The sequence below is a fragment of the Nocardia puris genome, from assembly GCF_036051655.1.
In the GTDB taxonomy this organism is placed as follows: domain Bacteria; phylum Actinomycetota; class Actinomycetes; order Mycobacteriales; family Mycobacteriaceae; genus Nocardia; species Nocardia puris.
Genome location: NZ_CP107943.1, coordinates 1,480,833 through 1,505,512 on the forward strand (window position 1 = coordinate 1,480,833; position 24,680 = coordinate 1,505,512).

Annotated in this window: 23 protein-coding genes and 1 tRNA gene; 10 read left to right on the forward strand and 14 right to left on the reverse strand. The window is 68.6% G+C overall.

What is annotated here, in order from left to right; genetic code table 11:
• Positions 1 to 294: 294 nt before the first annotated feature.
• Both OHB21_RS06510 and OHB21_RS06515 read right to left on the reverse strand, forming a co-directional pair.
• Positions 295 to 1,692, reverse strand: a complete 1,398-nt coding sequence (locus OHB21_RS06510) for a wax ester/triacylglycerol synthase domain-containing protein (protein ID WP_328437849.1) — start codon at positions 1,690 to 1,692, stop codon at positions 295 to 297.
• Positions 1,693 to 1,795: 103 nt separating this feature from the next.
• On the reverse strand, positions 1,796 to 2,005 hold the full coding sequence (locus tag OHB21_RS06515; RefSeq protein ID WP_113975365.1) for a DUF397 domain-containing protein: 210 nt from the start codon (positions 2,003 to 2,005) through the stop codon (positions 1,796 to 1,798).
• Between the two features lie 420 nt (positions 2,006 to 2,425).
• On the opposite strand from OHB21_RS06515, the gene OHB21_RS06520 reads away from it, so the two are divergent.
• From OHB21_RS06520 to OHB21_RS06530, 3 genes are read left to right on the forward strand one after another with little or no spacing between them, the layout of a single operon-like run.
• Positions 2,426 to 2,953, forward strand: a complete 528-nt coding sequence (locus OHB21_RS06520) for a DUF309 domain-containing protein (RefSeq protein WP_067507867.1) — start codon at positions 2,426 to 2,428, stop codon at positions 2,951 to 2,953.
• Between the two features lie 19 nt (positions 2,954 to 2,972).
• Positions 2,973 to 3,905: a tRNA glutamyl-Q(34) synthetase GluQRS gene (gene gluQRS / locus OHB21_RS06525; protein WP_232331716.1), complete on the forward strand. Its 933-nt coding sequence runs from the start codon at positions 2,973 to 2,975 to the stop codon at positions 3,903 to 3,905.
• A 42-nt stretch (positions 3,906 to 3,947) separates the two neighbouring features.
• A complete protein-coding gene (locus OHB21_RS06530) occupies positions 3,948 to 4,625 on the forward strand; it encodes an RDD family protein (protein WP_067507870.1) in 678 nt (225 codons plus the stop codon).
• Between the two features lie 80 nt (positions 4,626 to 4,705).
• Here the strand turns inward: OHB21_RS06530 and OHB21_RS06535 are convergent, their stop codons facing one another.
• The gene (locus OHB21_RS06535) at positions 4,706 to 5,227 is read right to left on the reverse strand and encodes a DUF4190 domain-containing protein (protein WP_067507872.1); all 522 of its coding nucleotides are present in this window, start codon (positions 5,225 to 5,227) and stop codon (positions 4,706 to 4,708) included.
• Positions 5,228 to 5,412: 185 nt separating this feature from the next.
• On the opposite strand from OHB21_RS06535, the gene OHB21_RS06540 reads away from it, so the two are divergent.
• Positions 5,413 to 6,126, forward strand: coding sequence for a queuosine precursor transporter (locus OHB21_RS06540; protein WP_067507874.1), 714 nt, complete (start codon positions 5,413 to 5,415; stop codon positions 6,124 to 6,126).
• Positions 6,127 to 6,473: 347 nt separating this feature from the next.
• Here OHB21_RS06540 and tgt read toward each other — a convergent pair whose 3' ends face one another.
• The 5 genes from tgt to OHB21_RS06565 form a co-directional block, all read right to left on the reverse strand.
• Positions 6,474 to 7,718 (reverse strand): tRNA guanosine(34) transglycosylase Tgt, encoded by a 1,245-nt coding sequence (gene tgt / locus OHB21_RS06545; protein WP_407675166.1) that lies wholly within the window; start codon positions 7,716 to 7,718, stop codon positions 6,474 to 6,476.
• A gap of 370 nt (positions 7,719 to 8,088) precedes the next feature.
• Positions 8,089 to 10,008 (reverse strand): ABC transporter ATP-binding protein, encoded by a 1,920-nt coding sequence (locus OHB21_RS06550; RefSeq protein ID WP_067507877.1) that lies wholly within the window; start codon positions 10,006 to 10,008, stop codon positions 8,089 to 8,091.
• A 67-nt stretch (positions 10,009 to 10,075) separates the two neighbouring features.
• Positions 10,076 to 11,809, reverse strand: a complete 1,734-nt coding sequence (locus OHB21_RS06555) for an ABC transporter ATP-binding protein (protein WP_067507879.1) — start codon at positions 11,807 to 11,809, stop codon at positions 10,076 to 10,078.
• Positions 11,810 to 11,877: 68 nt separating this feature from the next.
• The gene (locus OHB21_RS06560; protein ID WP_067507881.1) at positions 11,878 to 12,336 is read right to left on the reverse strand and encodes an RrF2 family transcriptional regulator; all 459 of its coding nucleotides are present in this window, start codon (positions 12,334 to 12,336) and stop codon (positions 11,878 to 11,880) included.
• Positions 12,337 to 12,374: 38 nt separating this feature from the next.
• The gene (locus OHB21_RS06565) at positions 12,375 to 12,968 is read right to left on the reverse strand and encodes a TetR/AcrR family transcriptional regulator (protein WP_195126140.1); all 594 of its coding nucleotides are present in this window, start codon (positions 12,966 to 12,968) and stop codon (positions 12,375 to 12,377) included.
• Between the two features lie 203 nt (positions 12,969 to 13,171).
• On the opposite strand from OHB21_RS06565, the gene OHB21_RS06570 reads away from it, so the two are divergent.
• Together OHB21_RS06570 and OHB21_RS06575 are read left to right on the forward strand one after the other, a co-directional pair.
• Positions 13,172 to 15,463 (forward strand): MMPL family transporter, encoded by a 2,292-nt coding sequence (locus OHB21_RS06570; RefSeq protein ID WP_195126139.1) that lies wholly within the window; start codon positions 13,172 to 13,174, stop codon positions 15,461 to 15,463.
• A gap of 227 nt (positions 15,464 to 15,690) precedes the next feature.
• A complete protein-coding gene (locus OHB21_RS06575; RefSeq protein ID WP_067507887.1) occupies positions 15,691 to 17,976 on the forward strand; it encodes an MMPL family transporter in 2,286 nt (761 codons plus the stop codon).
• Between the two features lie 188 nt (positions 17,977 to 18,164).
• On the opposite strand, the gene OHB21_RS06580 is transcribed toward OHB21_RS06575, so the two are convergent.
• Positions 18,165 to 18,416, reverse strand: a complete 252-nt coding sequence (locus OHB21_RS06580) for a hypothetical protein (RefSeq protein ID WP_324192177.1) — start codon at positions 18,414 to 18,416, stop codon at positions 18,165 to 18,167.
• Between the two features lie 353 nt (positions 18,417 to 18,769).
• Here OHB21_RS06580 and OHB21_RS06585 point away from each other — a divergent pair, with 353 nt between their 5' ends.
• Genes OHB21_RS06585 through OHB21_RS06595 form a run of 3 tightly spaced genes read left to right on the forward strand, consistent with a single transcriptional unit; the run spans position 18,770 to position 21,281 of the window.
• Entirely contained in the window at positions 18,770 to 19,573 is an 804-nt protein-coding gene (locus OHB21_RS06585) for a hypothetical protein (RefSeq protein WP_195126138.1), read from the forward strand.
• 20 nt (positions 19,574 to 19,593) lie between these two features.
• Positions 19,594 to 20,811 (forward strand): hypothetical protein, encoded by a 1,218-nt coding sequence (locus OHB21_RS06590; protein ID WP_067507888.1) that lies wholly within the window; start codon positions 19,594 to 19,596, stop codon positions 20,809 to 20,811.
• Positions 20,812 to 20,828: 17 nt separating this feature from the next.
• A complete protein-coding gene (locus OHB21_RS06595; RefSeq protein WP_228791682.1) occupies positions 20,829 to 21,281 on the forward strand; it encodes a hypothetical protein in 453 nt (150 codons plus the stop codon).
• Between the two features lie 52 nt (positions 21,282 to 21,333).
• Here OHB21_RS06595 and OHB21_RS06600 read toward each other — a convergent pair whose 3' ends face one another.
• The 4 genes from OHB21_RS06600 to OHB21_RS06615 all read right to left on the reverse strand — a co-directional run bounded on the left by OHB21_RS06600 (position 21,334) and on the right by OHB21_RS06615 (position 22,905).
• Positions 21,334 to 21,534, reverse strand: a complete 201-nt coding sequence (locus OHB21_RS06600; RefSeq protein ID WP_067507892.1) for a hypothetical protein — start codon at positions 21,532 to 21,534, stop codon at positions 21,334 to 21,336.
• Between the two features lie 202 nt (positions 21,535 to 21,736).
• Positions 21,737 to 21,827 (reverse strand) — tRNA-Ser (locus OHB21_RS06605).
• Between the two features lie 32 nt (positions 21,828 to 21,859).
• The gene (locus OHB21_RS06610) at positions 21,860 to 22,315 is read right to left on the reverse strand and encodes a nucleoside deaminase (protein WP_195126182.1); all 456 of its coding nucleotides are present in this window, start codon (positions 22,313 to 22,315) and stop codon (positions 21,860 to 21,862) included.
• A 50-nt stretch (positions 22,316 to 22,365) separates the two neighbouring features.
• Positions 22,366 to 22,905: a tRNA adenosine deaminase-associated protein gene (locus OHB21_RS06615; RefSeq protein WP_067507904.1), complete on the reverse strand. Its 540-nt coding sequence runs from the start codon at positions 22,903 to 22,905 to the stop codon at positions 22,366 to 22,368.
• A 58-nt stretch (positions 22,906 to 22,963) separates the two neighbouring features.
• On the opposite strand from OHB21_RS06615, the gene OHB21_RS06620 reads away from it, so the two are divergent.
• Positions 22,964 to 23,917: a prephenate dehydrogenase gene (locus OHB21_RS06620; RefSeq protein ID WP_067507906.1), complete on the forward strand. Its 954-nt coding sequence runs from the start codon at positions 22,964 to 22,966 to the stop codon at positions 23,915 to 23,917.
• A 12-nt stretch (positions 23,918 to 23,929) separates the two neighbouring features.
• Here OHB21_RS06620 and OHB21_RS06625 read toward each other — a convergent pair whose 3' ends face one another.
• A complete protein-coding gene (locus tag OHB21_RS06625) occupies positions 23,930 to 24,535 on the reverse strand; it encodes a putative glycolipid-binding domain-containing protein (RefSeq protein ID WP_084537506.1) in 606 nt (201 codons plus the stop codon).
• Positions 24,536 to 24,680 lie beyond the last annotated feature (145 nt).

Sequence of the window (24,680 nt, forward strand, 5' to 3'; positions counted from 1 at the left end):
CAGCCCCGCTCGCCCGAAGCGATCGGGCGCCCCCGATCGACGGCGGTATCCCGCACGAGGAGTGGCCACTCCCGGAGTGCGCGACGCAACGGCCTTGTTTCGGGGCGCCGCGGCTCGCGGTGTCCCGCCGCCGGTGCCAGAAGGGTGAACTCGCGCGGCAGGGGTCGCCCACTGTGCGTCACGAAGTGGGCTCGGCGCCGCCGTCGCGACGTGCGCGAACCTGCGCAGTGGGCACGCCGTGGGTCGGGGCGCAGTCGCTACAGCGCACACTCACGCGCTGGGCGCGCCCGAGAGTCAGGGGGCGGCCGCGAGGGCGGACGGGACGGTCGACAGGGCGGTGCGGAGGAGGGTGGCGTAGCGGTCGAGGTCGGGGAGGTCGGCGTGGAGGGAGAGGGTGACGGTGTCGCCGAGGCCGTGGACGCCGTGGGTGAGGTGCATGACCGAGCCGAGGGCGGGGAAACCGGCGGTGAAGAGCACCGGGCCGCCGAAGGCGAGGTCGGCGGGGCCGCGGTGGACGCTGGAGACGACCGTGTGGCCGGCGAGCGCGTCGGGGACCACGTCGAGCGGGTAGCGGGCGACGTCGCGGCGCAGGATGGGCGCCGGCGTGCAGGTGGTGACGCGGTCCTGCGCGGCCAGCAGCGGGTGGCGGGCGCGGCGGCGGCGCTGGTCGAGATCGTCGGCGATGCGACGGGCTCGCGCGCGCAGATCGGGCTCGTCGGCGAAGAGGTCGATGCCCAGGCTGCGATAGTTGTTGCGCGCCCGCGCTTTCCCGTCCAACGCCATCGGCACCTGAGCGCCGAGCCGCTGCTCCCCCGCAAGGTATTCCGACAACGCGACGGACACGGCGGTGAGCACCACCACGGTCACCGTGTAGTCGGGCACCCGCAACTCCCCGGCCTGGCACACGATCATGCGCACCCGGTGCCGCGAAACCTCCCCGTCGCCAACCAGATTCACCGCCGACGGCGCGAAACCACCACCGGCAGCGGGAACTTCCCCCGCCTCCGTCAACGCGGCGAGCTCCCGCTGCGCCCGAAACGCCCCCACCCCGAACACCACGGTCCCCACCATCCGAAAGGGAAACTCCGCCAATCCCCGAACCGCATCAACCACCGCACCGACCCGCTCCGGCGAGGGAACAGCACCGAACCACGAGCGCGCGGGTCCCCCCGACTTACCCAGGGGCACAGAGGCTTCCACAGCATCGACCTCAGTCCCCTGCGGCAGGTCCGTGAAGAGGGCGCGGGCGAGCGTGGCGGCGTGACGGCCGTCGGCCAGGGCGTGTGACATCTGGAGGACGGCGACGGTGACGGGGCCGGAGGAGGTGGGGGCCCCGGTGACGGCGCGAAAGACGTGCAGGCGCCACGGGCGGTGGGTGGCGTCGACGCCCGTGGCGAGGAGGGTGCCGAGGGCGGATTCCACAGCAGGCCAAGTGCACTCGGGCAGATGGTGCTCGAAGAACTGGTCGTCGGCGAAGGCGCACGGCACCCACGACGGGTACGACAGATCGCGCGGGACTTCGCGCAGCCGCACGCTCAGATCGGGGACGAGCGCCGCCCGAGCCGCCACCCTCGCGCGCAGTTCTTCGCTCGGCACGCCGGTGTCGGTGAAGCAGTACAGGAGGAACAGGTCGTTGCGCGTGCGACCCGACAGCCAGAACATCGTCGCATCCTGCGGCGCCACCGAACCCACGGTCACGACCCTAGTCGGCGCCGTCGCGCGAAACGCACCGCACGCACGCGAAGGCCCCGAGTCGAGTCGACCCGGGGCCCGTGCTGACAGTTCGGCGCGCCGCTCAGGCGGGACCGAACTCCCCCGCAGATACGCCGGTTAGGAAGGCGTCCCATGCGCGCGGCGTGAACGCGAGAACGGGGCCCTCGCCCCGCGCCTTGGTGTCACGGACCGCTACATCGCCGTCGCCGAGAAACGCCACTTCCACGCAGTTCCCGTCGGGGCCGCTGTATGTGCTCTTACGCCACACAGCGCCCGTCAGATCAACTTCCACGGCACTAGCTCCTTCGCTGCGTCGAGAACGAGATTTTCCCACTGAGAACGTTCCAACCAGCATCGGCATTCGACATCGAACACGGATGCTCCAGATGCGCCTGGTGGTAGCGCGCAACCGCCGCGGTGTCCGGCCTCCGCAGTGCGGTTCGAGGTGAATTCACCTGGCGGGTCACCCCGCGAAGTGAACCCTAGCAGGTTCCCGGGAGAATTTGCCGGTCTCTTGCCAGCCCAGCCCCCGCATTTGCCAATGTTGCGAAGTTCGCGCGTTGCGGAAACATAGCCGGTCGATGAGCAATCGCCGAATTGCCGCGCGCGGCAAACACGGACCACCCGCGTGATTGATCCGTGATCCGTCAAACGAATCGGAGTACCCCTCCGGTGATGACGCGGAACCTCTCCACCGTGGATCATGGAACCTATGCTCGAACGCCCACGCGACGAGGCAGGTCGCGCCCGCAACGCCCGCCCACGGGACCGCTTCGGCCGCCCGCTCCCGCACGGCGCCGCCGGCGTGCCGCGAATTCCGGACGATCTGGACCTGCCGCCCCAGCAAACCTTGGACCTCGCCCAGCAACTTCTGGACGACGGTTTGGCTTTCAATGCACATGAGGTATTAGAGGCGGCGTGGAAGAACGGGCCGTTCGCCGAAAGGATGCTGTGGCAGGGTCTCGCGCAATATGCGGTGGGTCTGACACACATCCAGCGCGGAAATCACAAGGGCGCGCGGACGCTGCTCACCCGCGCCGTCGGCCGTCTGCGCGCCTACGCGCCCGAAGATTGCCGCAATTTCGACAATAGTCATGACGAGCGAGCCGACAGCGCGCCCGGACTGCCCTACGGCATCGACGGACCGGGGCTCATTGCGCACGCGGAATCCCTGCTCGCCGCGCTCGACGACGGCGCCGACATCACCGAGGCCCGGCTGCGTCCGCGCCTGCGCGCCTGACCGGCCTACCATGGCAGCCGTGCCGGACGACGCTGCCGATCCGACGCCCGCGGGCCGCTACGCGCCGAGCCCGTCGGGCGATCTGCACCTGGGCAATCTGCGAACGGCACTGCTGGCATGGCTGTTCGCGCGATCCACGGGCCGGCGGTTCCTGCTGCGCATCGATGATCTGGACCGCGTGCGGCCCGGCGCGCAGGAGCGCCAGCTCGCCGACCTCGCCGCCCTCGGCCTGGACTGGGACGGACCGGTCGTGCGGCAATCCGGACGCCTGCCCCGCTACGACGCCGCCATCGAGCGATTGACCGCCGCCGGACGCACCTACGAGTGTTATTGCACGAGAAGGGAAATCCAGCAGGCCGCCACCGCACCGCACGGCCCGATGGGCGCCTACCCCGGCACCTGCCGCGACCTCACCGAGGCCGCGCGGGCGCGCAAACGCGCCGAGGGCCGGCCTGCCGCGCTGCGCCTGCGCGCCGACGTGCACGAGTTCACCGTCCACGACCAACTGCACGGCGACTACCGCGGCCCCGTCGACGACGTGGTGCTGCGCCGCGGCGACGGCATCCCCGCCTACAACCTGGCCGTGGTGGTGGACGACGCCGAACAGGGCGTCGACCAAGTGGTGCGCGGCGACGATCTGCTCCCCTCCACCCCGCGCCAGGCCTACCTCGCGACGCTGCTCGGGCTCCCGGTCCCGCACTACGCGCACGTACCGCTCGTCCTCAACGAGGAGGGCAAGCGCCTGGCCAAGCGCGACGGCGCGGTGACGCTGGCCGACCGGCGCGCCCTGGGCAACACGCCCGAACAGGTCCTGGCACTGCTCGCCGGCTCGCTCGGGCTCGCCGGGAACACCCCGTCGCAGGTCCTCGCGCGTTTCGATCCCGCGCTGCTGCCGGGGCAACCGTGGATCGTATCGCCGGACAGGTTGTTGCAACCGTCCGGATGTCCGTAACGTACCGTTCGACACCAGATCACCCGATCACGAGGATTAGACATGACCAGCGGTGGGTACGACCCCAACCAGTATCCGCAGGGCGGGCAGCCGTACGGCGGCAAGCCCGAGTACGGGCAGCAGCCCCCGCAAGACCCGTACGGCCAGCAGCCGTACGGGCAGCCGCAGCAGCCGGGTTACGGGCAGCAGCCCGGATACGGTCAGCAGCAGCCGTACGGACAGCAGCAGCCGTACCCGCAGGACCCCTACGGCCAGCAGCAGCCGTACGGGCAGCCGCCGTACGGCGGTGGTTTCGGTGGGCCGCAGCCGGGCGATCTATGGACCCGATTCGCGGCTCGGCTGATCGACAGCCTCATCGTCGGCATCCCGTTCCAGGTCGTCAGCGTCTTCATCGGCAGCACCCTCATCAGCATCCTGCTCGCCGCCCTGTCGGCTTTGGCGTTGCTGGGCTACTTCGTGCTGATGGAGACCAGCCAGGGGGCCACCCTCGGCAAGAGGATCCTCGGCCTGCGGGTCGTCGCTCCCGGCGGTGCGGCCAAGATCGATCCCGTCACCTCGCTCAAGCGCAACATCTTCCTTGCCGCCAATGTCGTGTACTGCGTGGGCAATCTGGTCGCGCTCGGTCTGATGATCTACATCGCCGTCACCATCGAGCAGGACCCGAACAAGCAGGGCTGGCACGACAAGTTCGCCGGCGGCACCCAGGTCGTCAAGGGCTGACACCCGCGACCCGCTGAACACGAAAAGGGGCGTTCCCATCGCAAGATGGGAACGCCCCTGATTCGTCGTCGGGCGGTCGACTACCAGCCCGCGATCGCGCCGGTGATGATCAGCGCCCAGTACAGGATGCCGAGCACGATGCCTGCGACGCCGACCCACACACCGGCCTGCGCCATGCCCTTGCCCTCTTCGTTGCCGTGCTGCTTCATCTGGTTCAGCGCGACGACGCCGAGCACCAGGCCGATCAGGCTGGGGACGAAGAAGGCGCAGCAGCCGAGCAGACCGATGATCGAGGTGACCATCGCGCCGATCGCCAGCCCGTTGGAGCTTTGCCGCGGCGCGTAGCCGTACGGCTGATAGCCCTGGGGATAACCGTAGGCGGGCGGCTGTGGATAACCGCCCGGCGCCGGACCCGGCGGGGGCTGCTGGTAGTTCGGGTACTCCGGCTGCGACGGCTGCTGGGGATACTGCGGCGCCGAGGGGTATCCGGACGGGTCCTGGGTGGGGTACTGCGGCGTGGAGCCCTGGCCAGGGGAGCCCGGCGTGACGCCCTCGCCGCCGTACTGCTTCCACCACTCGTCGGAATCACCCGCGTTCTTCATGGGTACAGCGTAGACGGGCGGGTCGGCCCAGTCCGGTGTCGATTTCGCGGGCGCGCGAGCCGCCCGGGCGCCGTGGTGCGGCCGCGACGCCCGGCTCGGGGCCCGGACCTGGGAAGATGTAGCCCGTGAGTGATCTCAAGAAAAACGAAGAACTCGACGGGCCTGGGCGCCCCGCGCCGGACCAGGTGGCATTCGCCCAGGTCGCGCGGGGGTATTACACACCGATCGTCGCGCTGTTCACCGCGACGCTGATCATTTCGAACATCTGCGCCACCAAGGGCGTGGAGTTCTTCGGCGACCAGTCGGTGACGCTGGGTCCGCTACAGATCCTGCCGATCGTCACCGACGGCGCGTTCTTCCTGTTCCCCCTGGCCTACATCCTGGGCGATGTGCTCAGCGAGGTGTACGGCTTCCGCGCCACCCGGCGCGCCATCTACTACGGTTTCGCCGCGCTGCTGCTGACGGTGCTGTGCTTCGCCGTGGTGCTCGCGCTGCCGCCCGCCGGGTTCTACGAGAACCAGGCTGCGCTGGAGAGCGTCGTCGGCCCGGTGCCGCGGCTGGTGATCGCCGGTCTCGCCGGATATCTGGTGGGCCAGCTGCTGAATTCGGCCACTTTGGTGATGATCAAGGAGCGCACCAAGGAAAAGCACCTGTGGGCCAGGCTGATCGGCTCCACCGTGGTCGGCGAGTTCGCCGACACCCTCATCTTCTGCTCCATCGCCGCCGGCGCCATCGGCATCCAAACCTGGCAGCAGTTCGTGAATTACGTGGTCATCGGCTTCCTGTGGAAGACGCTGGTGGAAATCGTGGTCATGCCGATCACCTACCGCGTGATCGCGCTGTTGAAGAAACATGAACCCGGCTACGCGCCGGTGCGGTCGGGAGCGCTGCGCTCCTGAGTTCCGGGCGTCCCGGTGCGTGCAGTCGCGCACCGGGACGTCGAAAGGCGTCCACAGGTTCGGGCTGCAACTCGGGACGGCTGTGGACAATTCGGCTGCGCGCGTTCGGCCGCGGTCGTGCTCCGAAGTTGTCCACAGGCGTCCACATTCGGGATGAGCACGCCACGGGGTCGGTCGGCCTTCACACGACGGTCGGTACCGCAGTCGTTCAGCAGTCCGGTCCCCCACGTCTCGCAACGCCCGGAGCACGGGCGGCGTGCAGGGCGGGGCGATCGTATTGCGGTGAGAGCCTCAGTGGCACAAGGTCGCGTGACCTCGCGGCACGTTCGCATGCGAGAGGGGACGACTCACGAGCTACGCGTGCGAGAACCCCAGCGGCCCAGCGTTTCCGCCTTGAACTCGTCGTAGTACCCGCCGTCGATGCTCTCGCGGATACGGTCGACAAGGCGCACCGTGAAGCGTTCGTTGTGGATGGTGCAGAGTGTGGCGGCCAGCATCTCCTTGGCCTTGAACAGGTGATGGAGGTAGGCGCGGGTGTAGTGGGCGCAGGTGTAGCAGTCGCAGTCGGCGTCGATCGGGGTGAAGTCGCGGCGGAAGCGGCTGGTGTTGATATTGAAGCGGCCGTCGGGGACGTAGATGGCGGCGTTGCGCGCGACGCGGGAGGGGTTCACGCAGTCGAAGGTGTCGGCGCCGTTCTCCACCGCGGCGAAGAAGTCCTCCGGCTCGCTGATGCCCAGCATGTGCCGGGGTTTGGCCTCGGGCAGCTCGTCGCAACACCAGCCGACGATGGCGCCGAGGTTGTGCTTCTCCAGCGCCCCGCCGATGCCGTAGCCGTCGAATTCCGTTCCCTCGGCGCCCCGTAACTCCTCGAGCTCGCGACATGCCTTGCGGCGCAGGTCTTCGTACTGCGCGCCCTGGATCACCGCGAACAGCGCCTGGTACGGGCGGTGCGCGCGGGCGGTGGTGAGGCGCTCGTGCTCGTCGAGGCAGCGCTGCGCCCACTCGTGCGTACGGCGCAGCGATTCCTCTTGGTAGCCACGGGTGTTCATGAGCGTGGTGAGTTCGTCGAACGCGAACATGATGTCGGCGCCCAGCTGGTGCTGGATGCCCATCGAAACCTCCGGCGTGAAGCGGTGTTTCGAGCCGTCCAGGTGCGAACGGAAGGTGACGCCGTCGTCGTCCACGGTGGCCAGGCGCTCCTTGCCCTTGGCGATCACGTCGTCGCTGCGCACGTCCACCGACTCCATGGCGAGGACCTTCTTGAACCCGACGCCCAGCGACATCACCTGGAAGCCGCCGCTGTCGGTGAAGGTGGGCCCACGCCAGTTCATGAACGCGCCCAGCCCGCCCGCCTCGTCCACGATGTCGGCGCCCGGCTGCAGATACAGGTGGTAGGCGTTGGCCAGCAGCGCTTGGGCGCCGAGCTCCTTCATGGTCTCCGGCAGCACCGCCTTGACGGTCGCCTTGGTACCGACCGGGATGAACGCGGGCGTCGCGATCTCGCCGTGCGGCGTGCGGATCACCCCGGTCCGCCCGTGCCGCCCGTCCAACCGGGTTCCGACGGTGAAGGAGAAATCTGCCGAGGCTGCCACGCGCCCCATCCTCTCAGGGGCGACGCGCGCCCCCGCCCACCCCTCCCCGCCTCCGGTCGAGTGGTAACACCCGGCGCGATCATCCGCTCGGACTCGGCGAGCCCCCGGTACGGTCCGGCCCCGCCCGCACCTACCCGCCGTTGCGTTGCCCGACCAGATCCGAGGGCGTCGCGTAGCACGACGACCCAGGCACCGTCGCCACCCGGTCCGGAACCCCGGCACGAGCGCAAGCGGCGGGCACCGCGACGCGCCGGTGCCGAGCCGACCGAACTCCCGCCACCGGGCCGCCGGTCCAGCGAACGGTCCGCCGACATTCACGCCCCCTGATACCACCGGAGGTGCCGCGAAACCGGGACGGCGATTCAGCCCCTCAGGCGTCGGCGGCTGCCGCCGCGAACTGCGCGCTGTACAGGCGGTAGTACGCGCCGCGTTCGTCGAGCAGGCGTTCGTGGGTGCCGTGTTCGACGATGCGGCCCGCCTCCATGACCACGATCAGGTCGGCGTCGCGGATGGTGGACAGGCGGTGGGCGATCACGAAGCTGGTGCGGTCCTTGCGCAGGGCGGCGGTGGCATGCTGCACCAGCAGTTCGGTGCGGGTGTCCACCGAACTGGTCGCCTCGTCCAGGATCAGGATGGACGGCTTGGCCAGGAACGCGCGCGCGATCGTGATGAGCTGCTTCTCGCCCGCGCTGACGCCCGACCCCTCCTCGTCGATGAGGGTGTCGTACCCGTGGGGCAGCGCGTGCACGAACCGGTCCACGTACGCGGCGCGGGCGGCGGCGAGGATGTCGTCCTCGGAGGCGTTCGGATCGCCGTAGGCGATGTTCTCGCGGATGGTGCCGCGGAACAGCCAGGTGTCCTGCAACACCATGCCGATCCGCGAGCGCAGGTGGTCGCGCGACATCTCGGTGATGTCCACGTCGTCGATGGTGATGGTGCCCGCGTCCAGTTCGTAGAACCGCATGAGCAGGTTCACCAGCGTGGTCTTGCCCGCACCGGTCGGCCCGACTATCGCCACCACGTGGCCCGGCTCGGCGACCAGCGAGAGCCGCTCGATCACCGGCTTGTCGGGCTCGTAGCGGAACGACACCGCCTCGAACTCGACCCGCCCGCGATCCACCGGACGGATATCGGCCTGCACCGGATCGGGGCTCTGCTCCTCGGCGTCGAGGATCTCGAAGATCCGCTCGGCCGAGGCCACGCCCGACTGCATGAGGTTCACCATCGACCCGATCTGGGTCAGCGGCTGGCTGAACTGGCGCGAGTACTGGATGAACGCCTGCACCTCGCCCAGCGAGATGTGCCCCGTCGCCACCCGCAGGCCGCCGACCAGCGCCACCAGCACGAAGTTCACGTTCCCCAGGAACATGATCGCGGGCATGATCAGCCCGGAGATGAACTGCGCCTTGAAACTGGCCTGGTAGAGCGCCTCGTTGCGTTTGTCGAACTCCGCGGCCACCTCACGGCCGCGCCCGAACGCGGTCACTACCTCGTGGCCGGTGTAGGCCTCCTCGACCTGCGCGTTGACCTGGCCGGTGTACTTCCACTGGTCCACGAAATGCGGTTTGGAGCGCTTGGCGATCTGCGCGGTGACGATGATCGCCCCCGGCACGGTGAGCAGCGCGATCAACGCCAGCAGCGGCGAGATCCAGAACATCATGATCAGGATGCCGAGCACCGAGAACACCGAGACGATGAGCTGGCTCATGGTCTGCTGCAGGCTCTGGGAGACGTTGTCCACGTCGTTGGTGACGCGGCTGAGCACATCGCCGCGGGCCTGGGTGTCGAAGTAGCGCAACGGCAGCCGGTGGATCTTCTCCTCCACCTCGGCGCGCAGCCGCTTCACGGTGCGGTTGATGACGATATTGAGCAGGAAACCCTGCAACCAGCCGAACACCGACGCGCCGATGTAGAGCGCCAGCACCACCAGCAGCACCCGGCCCACCGCGCCGAAATCGACGCCGACGCCGGGGATCACGTCCATCGCGTTCAACATGTCGGCGAGGGTGTCGTTGCCGCTCGCGCGCAACTGCTCGACGGCCTGGTCCTTGGACATGCCGCTCATCGCGTCGAGGTTGCGCCCGACCACGCCGTCGAACACGAGGTTGGTGGCCTTGCCCAGCAGGTAGGGCCCGAGCACGTTGAGCACCACGGACACGATGGCGAAGCCGACGATGCACCACACGTAGACCCGCTCCGGGGCGAGCCTGCGCAGCAACCGTTTCAGGGACGGTCCGAAGGACTTCGGCTTGGCGTCGGGCGATCCCGGGTTCGGCATGGCCGAGGTCATCGAGCCTCCTGCGTCCTGCGGGAGTTCCCGCACCCCGTCGGCACGACGAGCGCTGCGCCATGATGTCTCATCGAGCCTCCTCCACACTCAGCTGGGACTCGACGATCTCCCGGTACTCCGGACAGTCGCGCAGCAATTGCTCATGGGTGCCGATGCCGGCCATCGCGCCGTCCTCGAGCACCACGATCTGGTCGGCGTCGCGGATGGTGGCCACGCGCTGGGCCACGATGATCACCGACGCGTCGCGGGTCTCGGGGCGCAGCGCCTCGCGCAGGCGGGCGTCCGTGGCCACGTCCAGCGCCGAGAACGAGTCGTCGAACAGATAGACGCGCGGCTTGCGGACCAGCGCCCGCGCGATGGCCAGGCGCTGGCGCTGCCCGCCCGAGACGGTGGTGCCGCCCTGGGCGATGGTGGTCTCCAACCCGTCGGGCATCTCGCGCACGAAGTCGGCGGCCTGGGCGATCTCGAGGCAGCGCCACAGTTCCTCGTCGGTGGCGTCGGGATCGCCGTAGCGCAGGTTGCTCGCGACCGTGCCGGAGAACAGGTACGCCTTCTGCGGCACCAGCCCGATGCCGCGGCGCAGCTGTTCGAGGTCGAGGTGGCGCACGTCGGTGCCGCCGACCAGCACCGAACCGTCGGTCACGTCGATGAGTCTCGGGATCAGATCGAGCAGCGTGGTCTTGCCCGCGCCAGTGGAGCCGACGATCGCGGTGGTGGTGCCCGGCGTGACCCGGAACCGGATCCCGGACAACACCGGCTTCTCCGCGCCCGGATAGGCGAATTCGGCGAAGGCGAACTCCACCTCGCCCGGATCACCCGCGTAGGGCTGGGGCAGGACCGGCGGACGCACCGACGGCTCGGTCTCGAGCACCTCGCCGATCCGGTCGGCCGAGACCGACGCCCGCGGCGCCATCATGGCCAGGAACGAGGCCATCATGACCGCCATCAGGATCTGCATGATGTAGGAGAGCATCGCGGTGAGCGAGCCGATCTGCATCCGGCCGTCGTCGATCAGGTGGCCGCCGAACCAGATCACCGCCACCGCGGTGACATTGCTGATCAGCATGACGGTGGGGAACATCAGCGCCATCAGCCGCCCGACGCGCAGCGCCGTCTCGGTGAGCTCGGAATTGGCCACCCCGAAGCGCCAGATCTCCTGGCGCTCGCGCACGAACGCCCGCACCACCCGGATGCCGGTGATCTGCTCGCGCAGCACCCGGTTGACCGCGTCGATCCGCCGCTGCATCTCCCGGAAACCCGGCACCATCCTGGCGACGATGAACGACATGGACAGGCCCAGCGCGGGCACCGCGACCAGCAGCACCCAGGACAGGCCCAGGTCCTCGCGCAGCGCCATGATCACCCCGCCCACGCACATGATCGGCGCCATCACCAGGATGGTCGCCGACATCACGATCAGCAGCTGTACCTGCTGGATGTCGTTGGTGTTGCGGGTGATCAGCGAGGGCGCGCCGAACAGGCCGACCTCGCGGGCGGAGAACTCACCGACCCGGTGCACCAGCGCGCCGCGCAGGTCGCGGCCCGCGCCCATCGCCGCTCGCGCGCCCAGATACACCGAGAACGCGGAGGCGACGATCTGCACGCCGGTGACCGCGAGCATCCACAGGCCGGTGGTCCAGATGTAGCCGATATCGCCCTGGGTGACGCCGTTGTCGATGAGATCGGCGTTGAGGCTGGGCAGGTAGAGCATGGCGATGACGGCGATCAGCTGCAGCGCCACGACCCCCGCCAGCTGGGCGCGGTAGGGGCGCAGGAAGGTGCTGAGCAGACGGATCAACATGATGCTGGCAGGCTACCGGCAAAGATCGACGGTCGCCGTCGAGTTTGTACGCCGCATGATTCGAAAGGTCAGCGCCGCGCCCACGCGCCCGGATCGCCGGTCAGCGCGTCGACGAACCCGGGCAGCGCGTCGGCCGCGATGTCGGCGATGGAGACGTTCTCCAGGACCGCGCGGATGTTGACGCGCAACGCGATCCACACTTTTTGCAGCGGTTCGGCCGCGCCGCGATACACCACGTCCTCGGGGCGCTCCCCGCGCACCGACGCCAGCGGCCCCTCGATCGCGCGGATCACGTCGGCGACGGAGATGCGCTCGGCGGGGCGCGCGAGCCAGTAGCCGCCGTCGGGCCCGCGCCTGCTGGTGATCAACTCGGCGCGGCGCAGCTCACCGAGCACGGTCTCGAGCACCTTGGGCGCAATGCCCTGCGCCGTGGCGATGGATTCCGCCTTGATCTTGGTGTCGGCGGTGGCACCGGCGATCTCGAGCAGGGTACGCACCGCGTAGTCGATTTTCGCGGTGATGTGCACGGTCTACTCCCGGAACGTCGTCGTCGGCTCGCTCGAATCTAGGTGGTGCCGCACGCGGTCAGCACGCAGGTCGCCGCGTCGAGCAGCGTCCGCTCCAGCAGCTCTTCCGGCACGCCGGGCATGAACTCGTCCGAGGCCAGCGCCACCCCCAGCACCTCCAGCGCGGCGGCCGCGCGCACCCGCGCCTCGTCGGTGGGATCGGGACCGCCGAGCCATTCGCGCAGCTTCTGGCTGGTGTCCAACAGGTCCGGGAAGCGGTCGCCCATCGCGTTGAAGACGGCGACGGTGTCGCGCACGCACAGCGCGCCCGCGTTGCGGTGGCGCAGCAGGCCGCGCAGATAGTTGCGCAGGACGGTGCGCACGCCGTCGGCGTCGTAGGGGACGGCGTCGATGTCGTTCACCACCGAGCGCATGTGATCGACGATCGGATCGATGATCGCCATCAGCAGATCCAGCTTCGAGGGGTAGTGATAGTACAGCGAGGCCTTTGTGATTCCCACCGCATCCGCGACCTCACGCAGGCTCGTCTGATCGAATCCTTTATTCCCGAAGAGCTTCACGGCGGCGTCGCGAATCGCGACTTTTGTCCCGCTACCTGCGATAACGCTCTCGGATGCGCTCGGTCCGGCCATAGGACGATCCTCTCACCAACTGCGCGTGGGTCTCACGCTGCCACCAAAATTGAGGTTGTCCCTCCACTTAACCCCCGGGTAGTCTACCTACCGCACGGTAGGCAGAAAACGGAAGTGGAGGCGGGACCGGCAGGGCACCCCGCGAGTGCTGTCTACGGGCCATGAACCAGCACGTCACCAGACCCCACTAGGAGTAACCCCTCGTGTCCGTCTACCTCTATAGATTCGGAAAGTTCGCTTTCCGCCGGAAATGGATAGTGCTTCCGGTCTGGCTAGTCCTGTTCGTGCTCCTCGGCGGCCTCGGCGCGCAGCTGAGCAAGCCGATGAGCAACGACTTCAGCATGCCCGCACTGCCGTCCGAGCGCGCCAACGAAATCCTCGACCAGCACTTCCCCGGCATGTCGGCCGCCTTCCAGTTCGACGCCGTCACCGGCACCTACGTGATCGGCGCGCCCGAGGGCCAGAAGCTGACCGACCCGGCCAACCGTGCGGCCGTGCAGGCGTTCATCGGCAAACTGAGCCAGCTCGACATCGTCGACCACGCCAAACCGCTCGACAACCCCATCTACGTGGCCGAACAGATGGGCTGTCTGGACAACCGCGACCCGTCCACGTGCAGTGGCGCGCCGCTGAACGTGCTGGGCGACAACCCCGACACGGTCGCGGTGCTCAGCGTCCCGTTCACCATCCCCACCTTCACCGACATCACCGAAGAGCACCGCGAGACCGCCTATGACGTGGGCGCCGACGCGCGGGCCGCCGGCCTGCAGGTGGAGCTGAGCGGTTCCATCGCGCAGGTCGCCGAGCAGCCGGGCGGCACCGCCGAGCTGATCGGCATGGGTGTGGCGCTGGTGGTCATGATCGTGGCGTTCGGCGCGATCGTCGCCGCGTTCGTGCCGATCGTCACCGCGATCTTCGGCCTCGGCGCGGCCATGTCGGTGATCATGCTCGGCACCTCGGTCATCGAAGTGCCCAGCTTCACCACGTTCCTGGCGACCATGATCGGCATCGCGCTGTCCATCGACTACGCGCTGTTCATCGTGTCCCGGTACAAACACGAACTCGTCGTGCAGGATTCACCCGAGGAGGCCGCCGGCACCGCGCTCGGCACCGCCGGCTCGGCCGTCGTCTTCGCGGGCCTCACCGTCATCATCGCCCTCGGCGCGCTCAGCATCGTCGGCGTCGAGTTCCTCACCTTCATGGGTCTGGGTGGTGCGATCGCCGCGGCGTTCGCGGTGATCACGGCCATCACGCTGATGCCCGCCCTGCTCGGCGCGTTCGGCCGCTTCCTGTTCAAGCCGAAGCTGCCGCTGGTCGCCAAGCACGACCCGGAGGACGACACCGCCGTCACCCTGGGCATGCGCGTCGCGCGCCTGATCGGCAAGGCGCCGTGGGCCGCGCTGGCCCTGAGCGTCGTCCTGCTGGGCGCGCTCGCCGCGCCCGCCGCCGGCCTGCAGCTGGGCCTGCCGGGCGAGGACAGCATGCCGAAGGACTCGACCGTGCGTCAGGCCTACGAGCTGCGCACCGAGGGCTTCGGTGAGGGCAGCAACGGCGTGCTCAATATCGCGGTCGACCTCAGCCAGGTGCCCTCGGAGCGCCGCGAGGAGGCGGTGACCGCGCTGCGCGACAAGCTCGCGGCCTACCCCGATATGGACTACGTCACCGCGCCGACGTTCAACGAGGACCAGTCGGGCGCCATCCTCGACGGCGTGCCGAAGGCGGGGCCGAACGACCAGGCCACCAAGGACCTGGTGCGCGACGCCCGCGACGCCGAAGCCGAACTCAATGCGGCGTACGGCATGGAGTACGGCATCACCGGCTCCACCGCCATCTACGCCGACGTCGACCACGTGCTGCTCAGCAAGATCGCGCCGTACCTCGCGATCGTGGCGGGCGCGGCGTTCGTGCTGCTGATCCTGGTGTTCCGCTCGATCCTGGTGCCGCTCACCGCGGCGCTCGGCTTCCTGCTCTCGGTGGCGGCCACCTTCGGTGCGACTGTGCTGATCTTCCAGGAGGGCGCGCTCGGCCTGATCGCCGATCCGCAGCCGATCGTCAGCTTCATGCCGATCATGCTGATCGGCTTGGTGTTCGGCCTGGCCATGGACTACCAGGTGTTCCTGGTGACCCGCATGCGCGAGGAATACGTGCACGGCGAATCGCCGAAGGACGCGATGGTCAAGGGTTACCACCACGGCGCCCGTGTGGTCACCGCCGCGGCCATCATCATGATCTCGGTCTTCGGCTCGTTCCTGCTGGAAACCGACGTCACGGCCAAGTCCATGGGCTTCGCGCTGGCGGCGGGCGTGCTGTTCGACGCGTTCATCGTGCGCATGGTGCTGATTCCGGCACTGCTGGTGATCATGGGCAAGTGGTCGTGGTGGATGCCCAAGTGGCTCGACCGCATCCTGCCCGACATCGACGTCGAGGGCACCAAGCTGCGCGAGATCCAGCAGCGGTCCGTCGAATTGACGAAGGATCCGGTGCCGGTCGGCTGATCGCCCGGCCGCCGGACCGAGGGCCCCGCACTCACCTCGAGTGCGGGGCCCTCGCCGCTCCGGGCGGGATTCTTGATCTCGCGTCCGGGACACAGCAGACTCGAGGAGTTCGACTCTCAGCTCGGTAGCCCGTCGCCGCGGCGACGGCATGTTCGTCCGCGCGGGCGGTCGCCCCGCGCGTCCGTGACCCGCAACGGCTCGACCCGATCACCCGCGAGGAGAACCCTGTGTCCGTCTATCTGTACCGGTGGGGGAAGTTCGCCTTCCGCCGGAAGTGGATCGTCCTACCGGTATGGCTGCTGCTGTTCGTGCTGCTCGGCGCACTCGGCAACGAGCTGAAGAAGCCGATGAGCGACGACTTCAGCCTGCCGAACCTGCCCTCGGAGCGGGCGACGCAGATCCTGGACGAGCACTTCCCCGGCATGTCGGCGGCCTTCGAATTCGACGCCGTCACCGGGACGTACGTGATCGGCGCGCCCGCCGGGCAGAAGCTCACCGACCCCGCCAACGAGGAGGCGGTGCGCGGGCTGATCGAGCAGTTGAATCGGCTCGGCATCGTCGACCACGCGAAACCGCTGGTCGATCCGGTCGAGGCGGCACGCGAGATGGGCTGTGTCGGCGGTGAACCCGACGTCTCGGTGTGCAGCGCCGCGCCGCTGAACGTGCTCGGCGACAACCCCGAGACCGTCGCGGTGATCAACGTGCCGTTCACCATCGCGGGCTTCACCGATATCACCGCCGAGGACCGCGAGGCCGCCTACGACGCGGGCGAGACCGCGCGCGCCGCCGGACTCACCGTCGAACTGAGCGGCTCCATCGCGATGGAGCAGGAGGCACCCAGCGGCAAGTCCGAGATGATCGGCATGGCGGTGGCGCTGGTGGTGATGATCGTGGCGTTCGGCGCCATCGTCGCGGCGTTCGTGCCGATCTTCACCGCGATCATCGGGCTCGGCGCCGCCACCTCGCTGATCTTCCTCAGCACCTCGGTGCTCTCGATCCCCAGCTTCACGACGTTCCTGGCGACCATGATCGGCATCGCGCTGTCCATCGACTACGCACTGTTCATCGTCTCCCGGTACAAACACGAACTCGCCGTGCAGGATTCACCCGAGGAGGCCGCAGGCACCGCGCTCGGCACCGCCGGCTCGGCCGTCGTGTTCGCCGGTCTCACCGTGATCATCGCCCTGGCCGGACTCGCGATCGTGGGCGTGCGGTTCCTGACCTTCATGGGTCTGGGCGGTGCGGTCGCGGCGGCATTCGCCGTGCTGGTGGCGCTCACGCTGATGCCCGCGCTGCTGGGCGCGCTGGGCAAGTACCTGTTCAAGCCGAAGCTGCCGTTGATCGCGCAGCACGATCCCGAGGACGACACCGTCGTCACCAACGGCATGCGCGTGGCGCAGGTGATCGGCAAGTTCCCCGCCGTCACGCTGGTGCTCAGCATCGTGGTGCTCGGCCTGCTCGCCGCCCCCGCGGCCGGCCTGCAACTCGGCCTGCCCGGCGAGGATTCGCTGCCGCCCGACACCACCGTCCGCAAGGCGTACGAGTTGCGGACGGAGGGGTTCGGCGAGGGCAGCAACGGCGTGCTCAACGTCGCGGTCGACCTCGGCGACGTGCCCGCCGAGCGCCGCGCGGAAGCGCTCACCGCCCTGCACGACCAGCTCGCCGCCTACCCCGACATGGACTACGTCACCGAGCCGACGCTCAGCGAGGACGGCCGCGGCGCCATCATGGACGGCTACCCGAAGGCGGGGCCGAACAACCAGGCCACCAAAGACCTGGTACGCGACGCCCGCGACGCCGAGAGCGGACTGCGCGACGAGTACGGGATCGAGTACGGCATCACCGGCACCACCGCCATCTACGCCGATATCGACCATGTGCTGCTCAGCAAGATCGTGCCGTACATGGCGATCGTGGCGGGCGCGGCGTTCGTGCTGCTGATCCTGGTGTTCCGCTCGATCCTGGTACCGCTGACGGGCGCGCTCGGCTTCCTGCTGTCCATGGCGGCCACCTTCGGCGCGACCGTGCTGATCTTCCAGGAGGGCAAGCTCGGGCTCATCGACGACCCGCAGCCGATCGTCAGCTTCCTGCCCATCATGCTCATCGGTCTCGTGTTCGGCCTGGCCATGGACTACCAGGTGTTCCTGGTGACCCGCATGCGGGAGGAATACGTGCACGGGAAATCGCCCACCGAGGCGATGGTGCACGGGTATCACCACGGCGCCCGCGTGGTGACGGCCGCGGCGATCATCATGATCTCGGTGTTCGGCTCGTTCATCCTGGAGACCGATCAGACCGCCAAATCCATGGGTTTCGCGCTCGCGGCGGGCGTGCTGCTGGACGCCTTCATCGTACGCATGGTGCTGATCCCGGCGCTGCTGGTGCTGCTGGGCAAATGGGCGTGGTGGCTGCCCGCCTGGCTGGACCGGATCGTCCCGGATATCGATGTCGAAGGGGCGAAGCTGCGCGAGTTGCGGGAGCGGGGGAAGGAACCGGTGACCGCACCGGTGTAGCCAAACGCCTTCGGCGTATCGCCTGGCAGTAAGCGCCAGTGCCGCATGTGTGGACTGTGGTCTGGTTCGAGCGGGCCCCGCACGTTTCGTGCGGGGCCCGAATTCTTTGTCCGCGGACGATTTCCGTACGAACCGCTCACGCGCTCGCCCCGGCGGGGCGACATGTGTCGCTGCCGGGTTGCCCGGCCTCATTCACTGGGTTGTGGCAATCGGCATTCATTCACTTTCGGATTGAGTCCCATGTAATTCAGCGGACCGGCCACGGCCGAGAGCGCGATCGTGGCGAATCCGGCGCAATTGATCGGCCCACTGGTGAAATAGTTCCGCTGACCTGCGGCAAGCATGCCGATGGCCAACCACACCAGGATCAGCAGGCTCAGCACCCGCATCCCGGTATCGCGCGCAGCCCGCCCGGGTACCACTCGCTCGCGCATGATCATCGCTTCCTTCCACACCTTGCGTATGGACTGGAATACCCGTATGCCCTGCGGTTACTCGACGCCGGGCAGGCAACGATTGCGGCGCCATTTCGCAACGCCGGGCAGATCCCCCGCTCAGCGCCCGCAAACGCGGGAACGCCACGCCGGGACCGCATTTCGCGACAGGCCGACCGTTATCGAGCCGATACCGCGGGTTCGCGCGGTCGGCGGTGGGGAATCCCGGTGAGTTCCGGCACCTCGACAGCTCCCGATCGCCCCGATTGACGTGCGATACCGGTGGCCCTACAGTCGGCCCCCATGAGTCTCGAAACGCGGGGGGCGAGCTCCGCCATGTTCCACCCAGGCACCAGTTGATGGACCGCCGGCTACGTCAGCGCTATCGCCAGATGAACCCCCTCGCCCGCCTCGGCATCGCCGCGGGCGCCTTCGCGGTGGTCGCGGGCGCGGTGGTGTGGGTGGGGAACCCGAACCTGGAGTCGCAGGGATCCGGCCCGGCCACGACCGGGTGGACGGCGCCGACCGAGCCCGGCACCACGACCACCGCGGCTCCGCCGCCACCCGGCTTCCCGACGATGGACTTCCCACCGCCGATGTCGAAGGCCCCCGAAGGGCAGCCCCAGCCGGTGCCGACCAAGTTCGGACTCACCTACAGCGTGCCGTCGAGCGAACACTGGCAGGCGACGAACGACGCGGTCCTGGGCTGGTCCGACCCCGACGGCAGCAGCATCGCCACCTACGGCGCGGGCAGCCGATACCGCCACACCTACTGCCCGGACGTCAAGGGCGCCGCCCTGGCGCGGGTCGGCGTGACCGGCCGCAACGCCGTCGACATCGACACCGCCGCCCGCGAGGAGGTCGCGAAGGCCGAACGGATCTTCAGCGACAAGTCCGGCCGCAAGCCGCAGGTGGAACTGCGCGGGCCCGTGTCGTTCGAGGTCTCCGCACGCCCCGCCGTGCGCTACACGGCGGTCCTCACCGACATACCGAAAGAATCGTCCTGCGACCCGGACCAGGCGCACTTCGATATCGTCGCCACCTCCGGATACGCCTCGGCCGAAGTGGTGTTGCTGATGGTCGAACAGCACCGTGGTCTGCCGGACGCACTGCCGGACGACGACGTCGAAGCGATCATCGCGTCGCTGCGCAAGACCGAGTAGATCCGTACGGGGAGGGAATCATGGAAGAGTTCTGGGCACGACCGAGCGAGATCGCCGGCCTGAGCAAGCTGGTCGACGATCTCGGAAACGACAGCGCCACCATCGCGACATTCATCGGCGAGAACTGCCACCCGGAAGGTGAGCTGTTCACCGGCGTGATCATCAGCGATCTGCTCACACCCTTCAACGGCCTCGCCAATACGTTCAAAGTCCGGATGTCCGATATCGGGACACACAACAAGAGCACCGCCGTCGAACTGAACAAGACCGCCTGGATGTACCACGACCAGGACCAGCGGAACTACGCCGCGCTCAACGCCCACACCAGCGACGTGCCGGGCGCGACGCCCGGCGACCCCGGCCCGAACGTCGAGCGGCAGGGCCAGACCGCCCCGTACGGCGCCGCCACCCAGTACCCGAAGCCGGAATCCATCACTCTCAACCCGCCGACGGTCAATCAGGAGGACACCGCCGGGCTGATCGGCGAGGTCGCGCCCTGGCTCAACGACGTCAACGAATCCATCAAGAGCGTCACGCGCATGGCGGGCAACGAGGTCGATCCGCTGGTCTGGGTGTTGAAACCGATCGAAGGCAACTGGAACGAAGTCCGCCGGATCGGCGAGTCCTACAAGGTCGCGGGCAACGCCATGGAGGCGACCGGGAAGAACCTGGAGAACGGCGTCAAGCTCGTCGGCGAACATTGGAATGGCAAGGCCGCCATCTCCTTCGAGCAGAATTGGGCCCAGCGCCAGATCGCCGCCATGAAATGGGAGGGGCCGGTCGGCCGGGTGCTGGCCGATGTAGCGGGCAAACTGGCCGACGAGATTCGCGCGGGCATCAAAACCGCCCTCACCAAGCTCAAGGAGATGCTCGAGGACTATATCGACGTCAAGAGCGTCAAAGGCATCTTCAAGAACGTGATCAAGCGAGTGCCGGGCCTCGGCCAGATCGTCGAGGTGGTGGATCTGGGCCACAAGATCTACACGATCGTGACCGCGGTGAAGGACATCGTGGACAAGATCGAGGAGACGAAGAACCGGCTCAAAGAATTCCTGGAGTTCCTGAACAATCCGACGCAGGTGGTCGCGCAGAAGCTGGAGGAGAAGGTGCAGCCCGCGCTGCGCACCGCAGCGGTCGCCAACGACCTGAAGGAGATCTCGAAGGTCAACAGCACGCTGGAGCGGCCGCGCGAGAGCTACGAAGTGGGTACCGGCAACCAACCGTGGGAGAACGGATGAATCCCCGGTGGGGGAGCATGCGCGAACCGAACGTCGATCCGGCGATCGAGGCGGCGGCCAAACGCGTGCTCGACAGCGTGGACGACCTGCGCACCGTGCGCATGCGCGTGGAGAACATGGACGTCTCGGCGATCTTGAACGAACCGACGCTCGTCACCGAGGCGTTGATGTTCGAATTCGCCGCCCTGCCCTACGCCTCCCCCGCCTTGCGCGAATACGCGCAGCGGGTCCACGCGGGTGAATGCCGCTGGCCCGATATCGAATCGCTGGTGCACCCGCTGCCGCCGGAGGTCGTGGATCTCAAATCCTCGCCGCGTTTCATCTGGCCGTGGGATCCGCGCGACAATCCGCCGCCGCCTCCCCCACCGCCGCCGCCCGCGCCGCGTCCGGCCGATCCCGGCGTCGTCGGCCCTAGCGATTGGCCGGACGATTTCGACGACTATCCGGGCGAGAAATCCTGGCTGGTCTGACCCGGCGAAAGACGCGGCCGGGAACTCACGTTCCCGGCCGCGCGCTCACGTCCTACGGACTCGGTTGCGGCACATTGCAATCCGCGATCTTCGGGTTCACGCCCATGTAGTTGAGCGGGCCCGCGATCGTGGTGACCGCGATGGTGCCGAAGCCCGCGCAGTTCACGGGGCCGCCGTCGAAGTATCCGCGCTGCACCGCGGCCACGACGCCGATCAGCAGCCAGATCAGGACGATCGCACTACCTATTCTCATGTGTCACTCCCAAGCGGTCGGCGCCACGACCCTTTGCCCGCCGCGCGCGTTCCGCGTTCCGATATCGGCGGTATACCCGGAATTCCGGGTTTCACCGGGGGATGTGCCCGGTGGGCGGTGGAATGTTGGGAAAAGTGGGGACCCCGGAGGTCACCTTGATCATGAAAAAGGCTCCGACCTGGTGGTATCAGGTCGGAGCCTTTGGCGGTGGCGGAGGGATTTGAACCCTCGGAGGGGGGTTACCCCTCACACGCTTTCGAGGCGTGCTCCTTAGGCCGCTCGGACACGCCACCGCCGACTAGGGTACCCGAACCGGGGCCTATCGCTAAATCGGGTGGTCAGACGGGTGGCGGCGGGTGCGGAAGAAGGTGTCGAGGAGGGCGGCGCATTCGGGCTCGAGCACGCCGCCGCGCACATCCGGGCGGTGGTTGAGGCGACGGTCGCGCACCACGTCCCAGAGGGAGCCGACGGCGCCCGTCTTCGGCTCCCACGCCCCGAACACCAGGCGGCCGACGCGCGCCAGCACCAGCGCGCCCGCGCACATGGTGCACGGCTCCAGCGTGACGGCCAGGGTGGCGCCTTCGAGTCGCCAACCGTCGCCGTGGATTTCGGCGGCGCGGCGCAGCGCCAGCACCTCGGCGTGCGCCGTGGGATCGCCCAGTGCCTCCCTGGCGTTGGCGGCGCGCGCCAGCTCGCGCCCCTCGGCGTCGAAGACCACCGCGCCGACCGGCACGTCGCGCGGATCGGCCGCGGCGGCGGCCGCCAGCGCGGCGCGCATCATCGCCGTATCGGACACCAGCGGATTCTCCGGCAGCGCGTTCATGCCGCCGATCACCGTGGCAGTTTGTCCAGCACCGCCGAGAATTCGCCCGCGAAACCGAGCCGCTGCGCGATCATGCCCAGTTGCTCGTCGGGGTACAGGTCGGTCTCGGCGAGGATCACGCTGAGCACCGGCTCCGGCAGGCCCAGGTCGGCGAGCACGCCGAGATCGCCCTCCTCCCAGGGGTCGACATCGTCCAGTTCGTCGGGGTCGATATCGGGGATCTCGACGTTCAGCGCGTCGAGCACGTCGGCGGCGATGTCGTAATCGATCGCGGCCGTGGCGTCCGACACGAGCAGCCGGGTGCCGCTCGGGGCGGGCCGCACGACGATGAAGAACTCGTCGTCCACGTCCAGCAGCCCGAACACCGCACCCGAACTGCGCAAAGCCTTCAACTCGTTTTCCGCGGCGGACAAATCGGTGAGCGCCGCCGAACTCAACGGGCTGCACCGCCATTTACCGTCTTCGCGGACAACCGCCACTGCGAACCCTTCCACGTCGTCGTAATCTTCCGACGCCGCCCTGTTCGTGCCCGAGCGCTGTGCTGCCATGGCCGCAACGGTAGTCGGCTCGAGCTCAAATGATGAAGTCGTGTGCGAATCTGTTCGGGTGACTGGCGAGCGGAAAGCACCGGTGTGTGTCCTCGGCACGGGATTGATCGGCGGATCGCTGCTGCGCGCGGCGGTGGCGGCGGGCTATCCGGCGTTCGGATACAACAGATCGCGGCCGGGCGCCGAGGCGGCCCGCGCCGACGGATTCGACGTGGACACCGACCTGCCCGCCGTGCTCGGCCGGGCCGCCGAGGCGGACGCGCTGCTGGTCGTCGCGGTGCCGATGCCCGCCGTGGCGCACATCTTGTCCTCGATCGCCACCTTCGCACCGGGCTGCGCGCTCACCGATGTGGTGAGCGTCAAGGCCCCGGTCGCCGACGCGGTGCGCGAGCACGGGCTGGCGGCCCGCTACGTGGGCGGCCACCCCATGGCGGGCACGTCGGAATCGGGCTGGCAGGCCACCGACGCCGAGCTGTTCCGCGGTGCGGTGTGGGCGGTCGGCGTGGACGAGGGCACGCACGCCGACCCCTGGCGGCGGGTCACCCGGCTCGCGCTGGATTGCGGTTCGGTGGTGGTGCCGGTGGTGGCGGCCGAGCACGACCGGGCGGTCGCGCGCATCTCGCACCTGCCGCACGTGCTGGCCGAGGCGCTGGCCGCCTCGGGCGCGGCGGGCGGGCCGCTGGCGCTGGGCCTGGCGGCGGGGTCGTTCCGCGACGGCACCCGCGTCGCCGCCACCGCCCCCGACCTGGTGCGCGCCATCTGCGAACCCAACGCGGGCGCGTTGCTCGAAGTCCTCGACGAAACCCTCGACGCGCTCACGGCCGCCCGCGCCTCACTGACCGAGCGGGGGTCGCTGGCCGACTTGGTGCAGGCCGGGCACGACGGGCGCCTCGAGTACGAGACGGTCGACCGCTGGGAGATCACCGACGTGCGGATCGGCGACCATGACTGGCTCGAGCGTCTGCGCGCGGCGGGGCAACGCGGTGGCGTGATCACGAAACCGCTCGACTGAGCTGGTCCTATATCAGATGCGCTCGGCGAGACCGGGATAGTCGAGCAGGAACCCGTCCTCGTCCACCGTGACGGTCGCGCTGGAGACCGGCGACAGCACGCTGATGCCGTCGGCGGCGCTGCTGTAGACCAGGCTCGCCTCCTGCACCAGCAGGTCGGGCAGCCGCACGTACACCACGGGGACCTGCACGTCCTCCACGGCGTGCTGGAGGCCGAAGCGGCGGATCGGCAGCGTGTTGAAGAACGGGCTCAGCACCACGTCCACGTCCAGGGCGCCGGCGAAGGTGGAGCGCACGTGGCTGCCGCCCGCGTCCACCAGCCAGTAGTTCTCCTCGTCCCTGGCGATGGAGGCGTGCCGCTCCCCCGCCGCGGTCGTGGTGCGCAGGGACAGTCGCTTGGTGGCGCCGTTCTCGTCGGTGACCAGGTCGTAGGACGCGCTGAAGGCCGGGTGGTCCTCGCAGTCGCCGCCGATCATGCGGCCCGCCGCGCGAATGCGGTTGCCGTTCAACGTCACGCGCACCGACTCCATCCGTGTCGCGTTGTGCGCTCGCCACGTGAGAATCGAGGGCCACCGGGGCGCCGCCGGTGTGCCGTCGAGATCGGGGGCAGGAATGGTCACCCATCTACGGTAAGCGACAAACGCGCCGTCGTAGCTATACGCCCGCCCGCATCACCTCGGCCCGCCGCCCCCGGCACCGGCCATCACCTGCGAATCCGCGGGCGCCGACCACACGTGCGCGCCGCGCCCCGGGCGCCTGAGCGCG

What these genes read in the sequence shown, in the direction of transcription:
- OHB21_RS06520 (WP_067507867.1), top strand. Translation starts at nt 2,426, where the DNA reads ATGCTCGAACGCCCACGCGACGAGGCAGGTCGCGCCCGCAACGCCCGC.
- OHB21_RS06530 (WP_067507870.1), top strand. Translation starts at nt 3,948, where the DNA reads ATGACCAGCGGTGGGTACGACCCCAACCAGTATCCGCAGGGCGGGCAG.
- OHB21_RS06535 (WP_067507872.1), bottom strand. Translation starts at nt 5,227, where the DNA reads ATGAAGAACGCGGGTGATTCCGACGAGTGGTGGAAGCAGTACGGCGGC.
- OHB21_RS06550 (WP_067507877.1), bottom strand. Translation starts at nt 10,008, where the DNA reads ATGACCTCGGCCATGCCGAACCCGGGATCGCCCGACGCCAAGCCGAAG.
- OHB21_RS06555 (WP_067507879.1), bottom strand. Translation starts at nt 11,809, where the DNA reads ATGTTGATCCGTCTGCTCAGCACCTTCCTGCGCCCCTACCGCGCCCAG.
- OHB21_RS06565 (WP_195126140.1), bottom strand. Translation starts at nt 12,968, where the DNA reads ATGGCCGGACCGAGCGCATCCGAGAGCGTTATCGCAGGTAGCGGGACA.
- OHB21_RS06580 (WP_324192177.1), bottom strand. Translation starts at nt 18,416, where the DNA reads ATGATCATGCGCGAGCGAGTGGTACCCGGGCGGGCTGCGCGCGATACC.
- OHB21_RS06585 (WP_195126138.1), top strand. Translation starts at nt 18,770, where the DNA reads ATGGACCGCCGGCTACGTCAGCGCTATCGCCAGATGAACCCCCTCGCC.
- OHB21_RS06590 (WP_067507888.1), top strand. Translation starts at nt 19,594, where the DNA reads ATGGAAGAGTTCTGGGCACGACCGAGCGAGATCGCCGGCCTGAGCAAG.
- OHB21_RS06595 (WP_228791682.1), top strand. Translation starts at nt 20,829, where the DNA reads ATGCGCGAACCGAACGTCGATCCGGCGATCGAGGCGGCGGCCAAACGC.
- OHB21_RS06600 (WP_067507892.1), bottom strand. Translation starts at nt 21,534, where the DNA reads ATGAGAATAGGTAGTGCGATCGTCCTGATCTGGCTGCTGATCGGCGTC.
- OHB21_RS06610 (WP_195126182.1), bottom strand. Translation starts at nt 22,315, where the DNA reads ATGATGCGCGCCGCGCTGGCGGCCGCCGCCGCGGCCGATCCGCGCGAC.
- OHB21_RS06615 (WP_067507904.1), bottom strand. Translation starts at nt 22,905, where the DNA reads ATGGCAGCACAGCGCTCGGGCACGAACAGGGCGGCGTCGGAAGATTAC.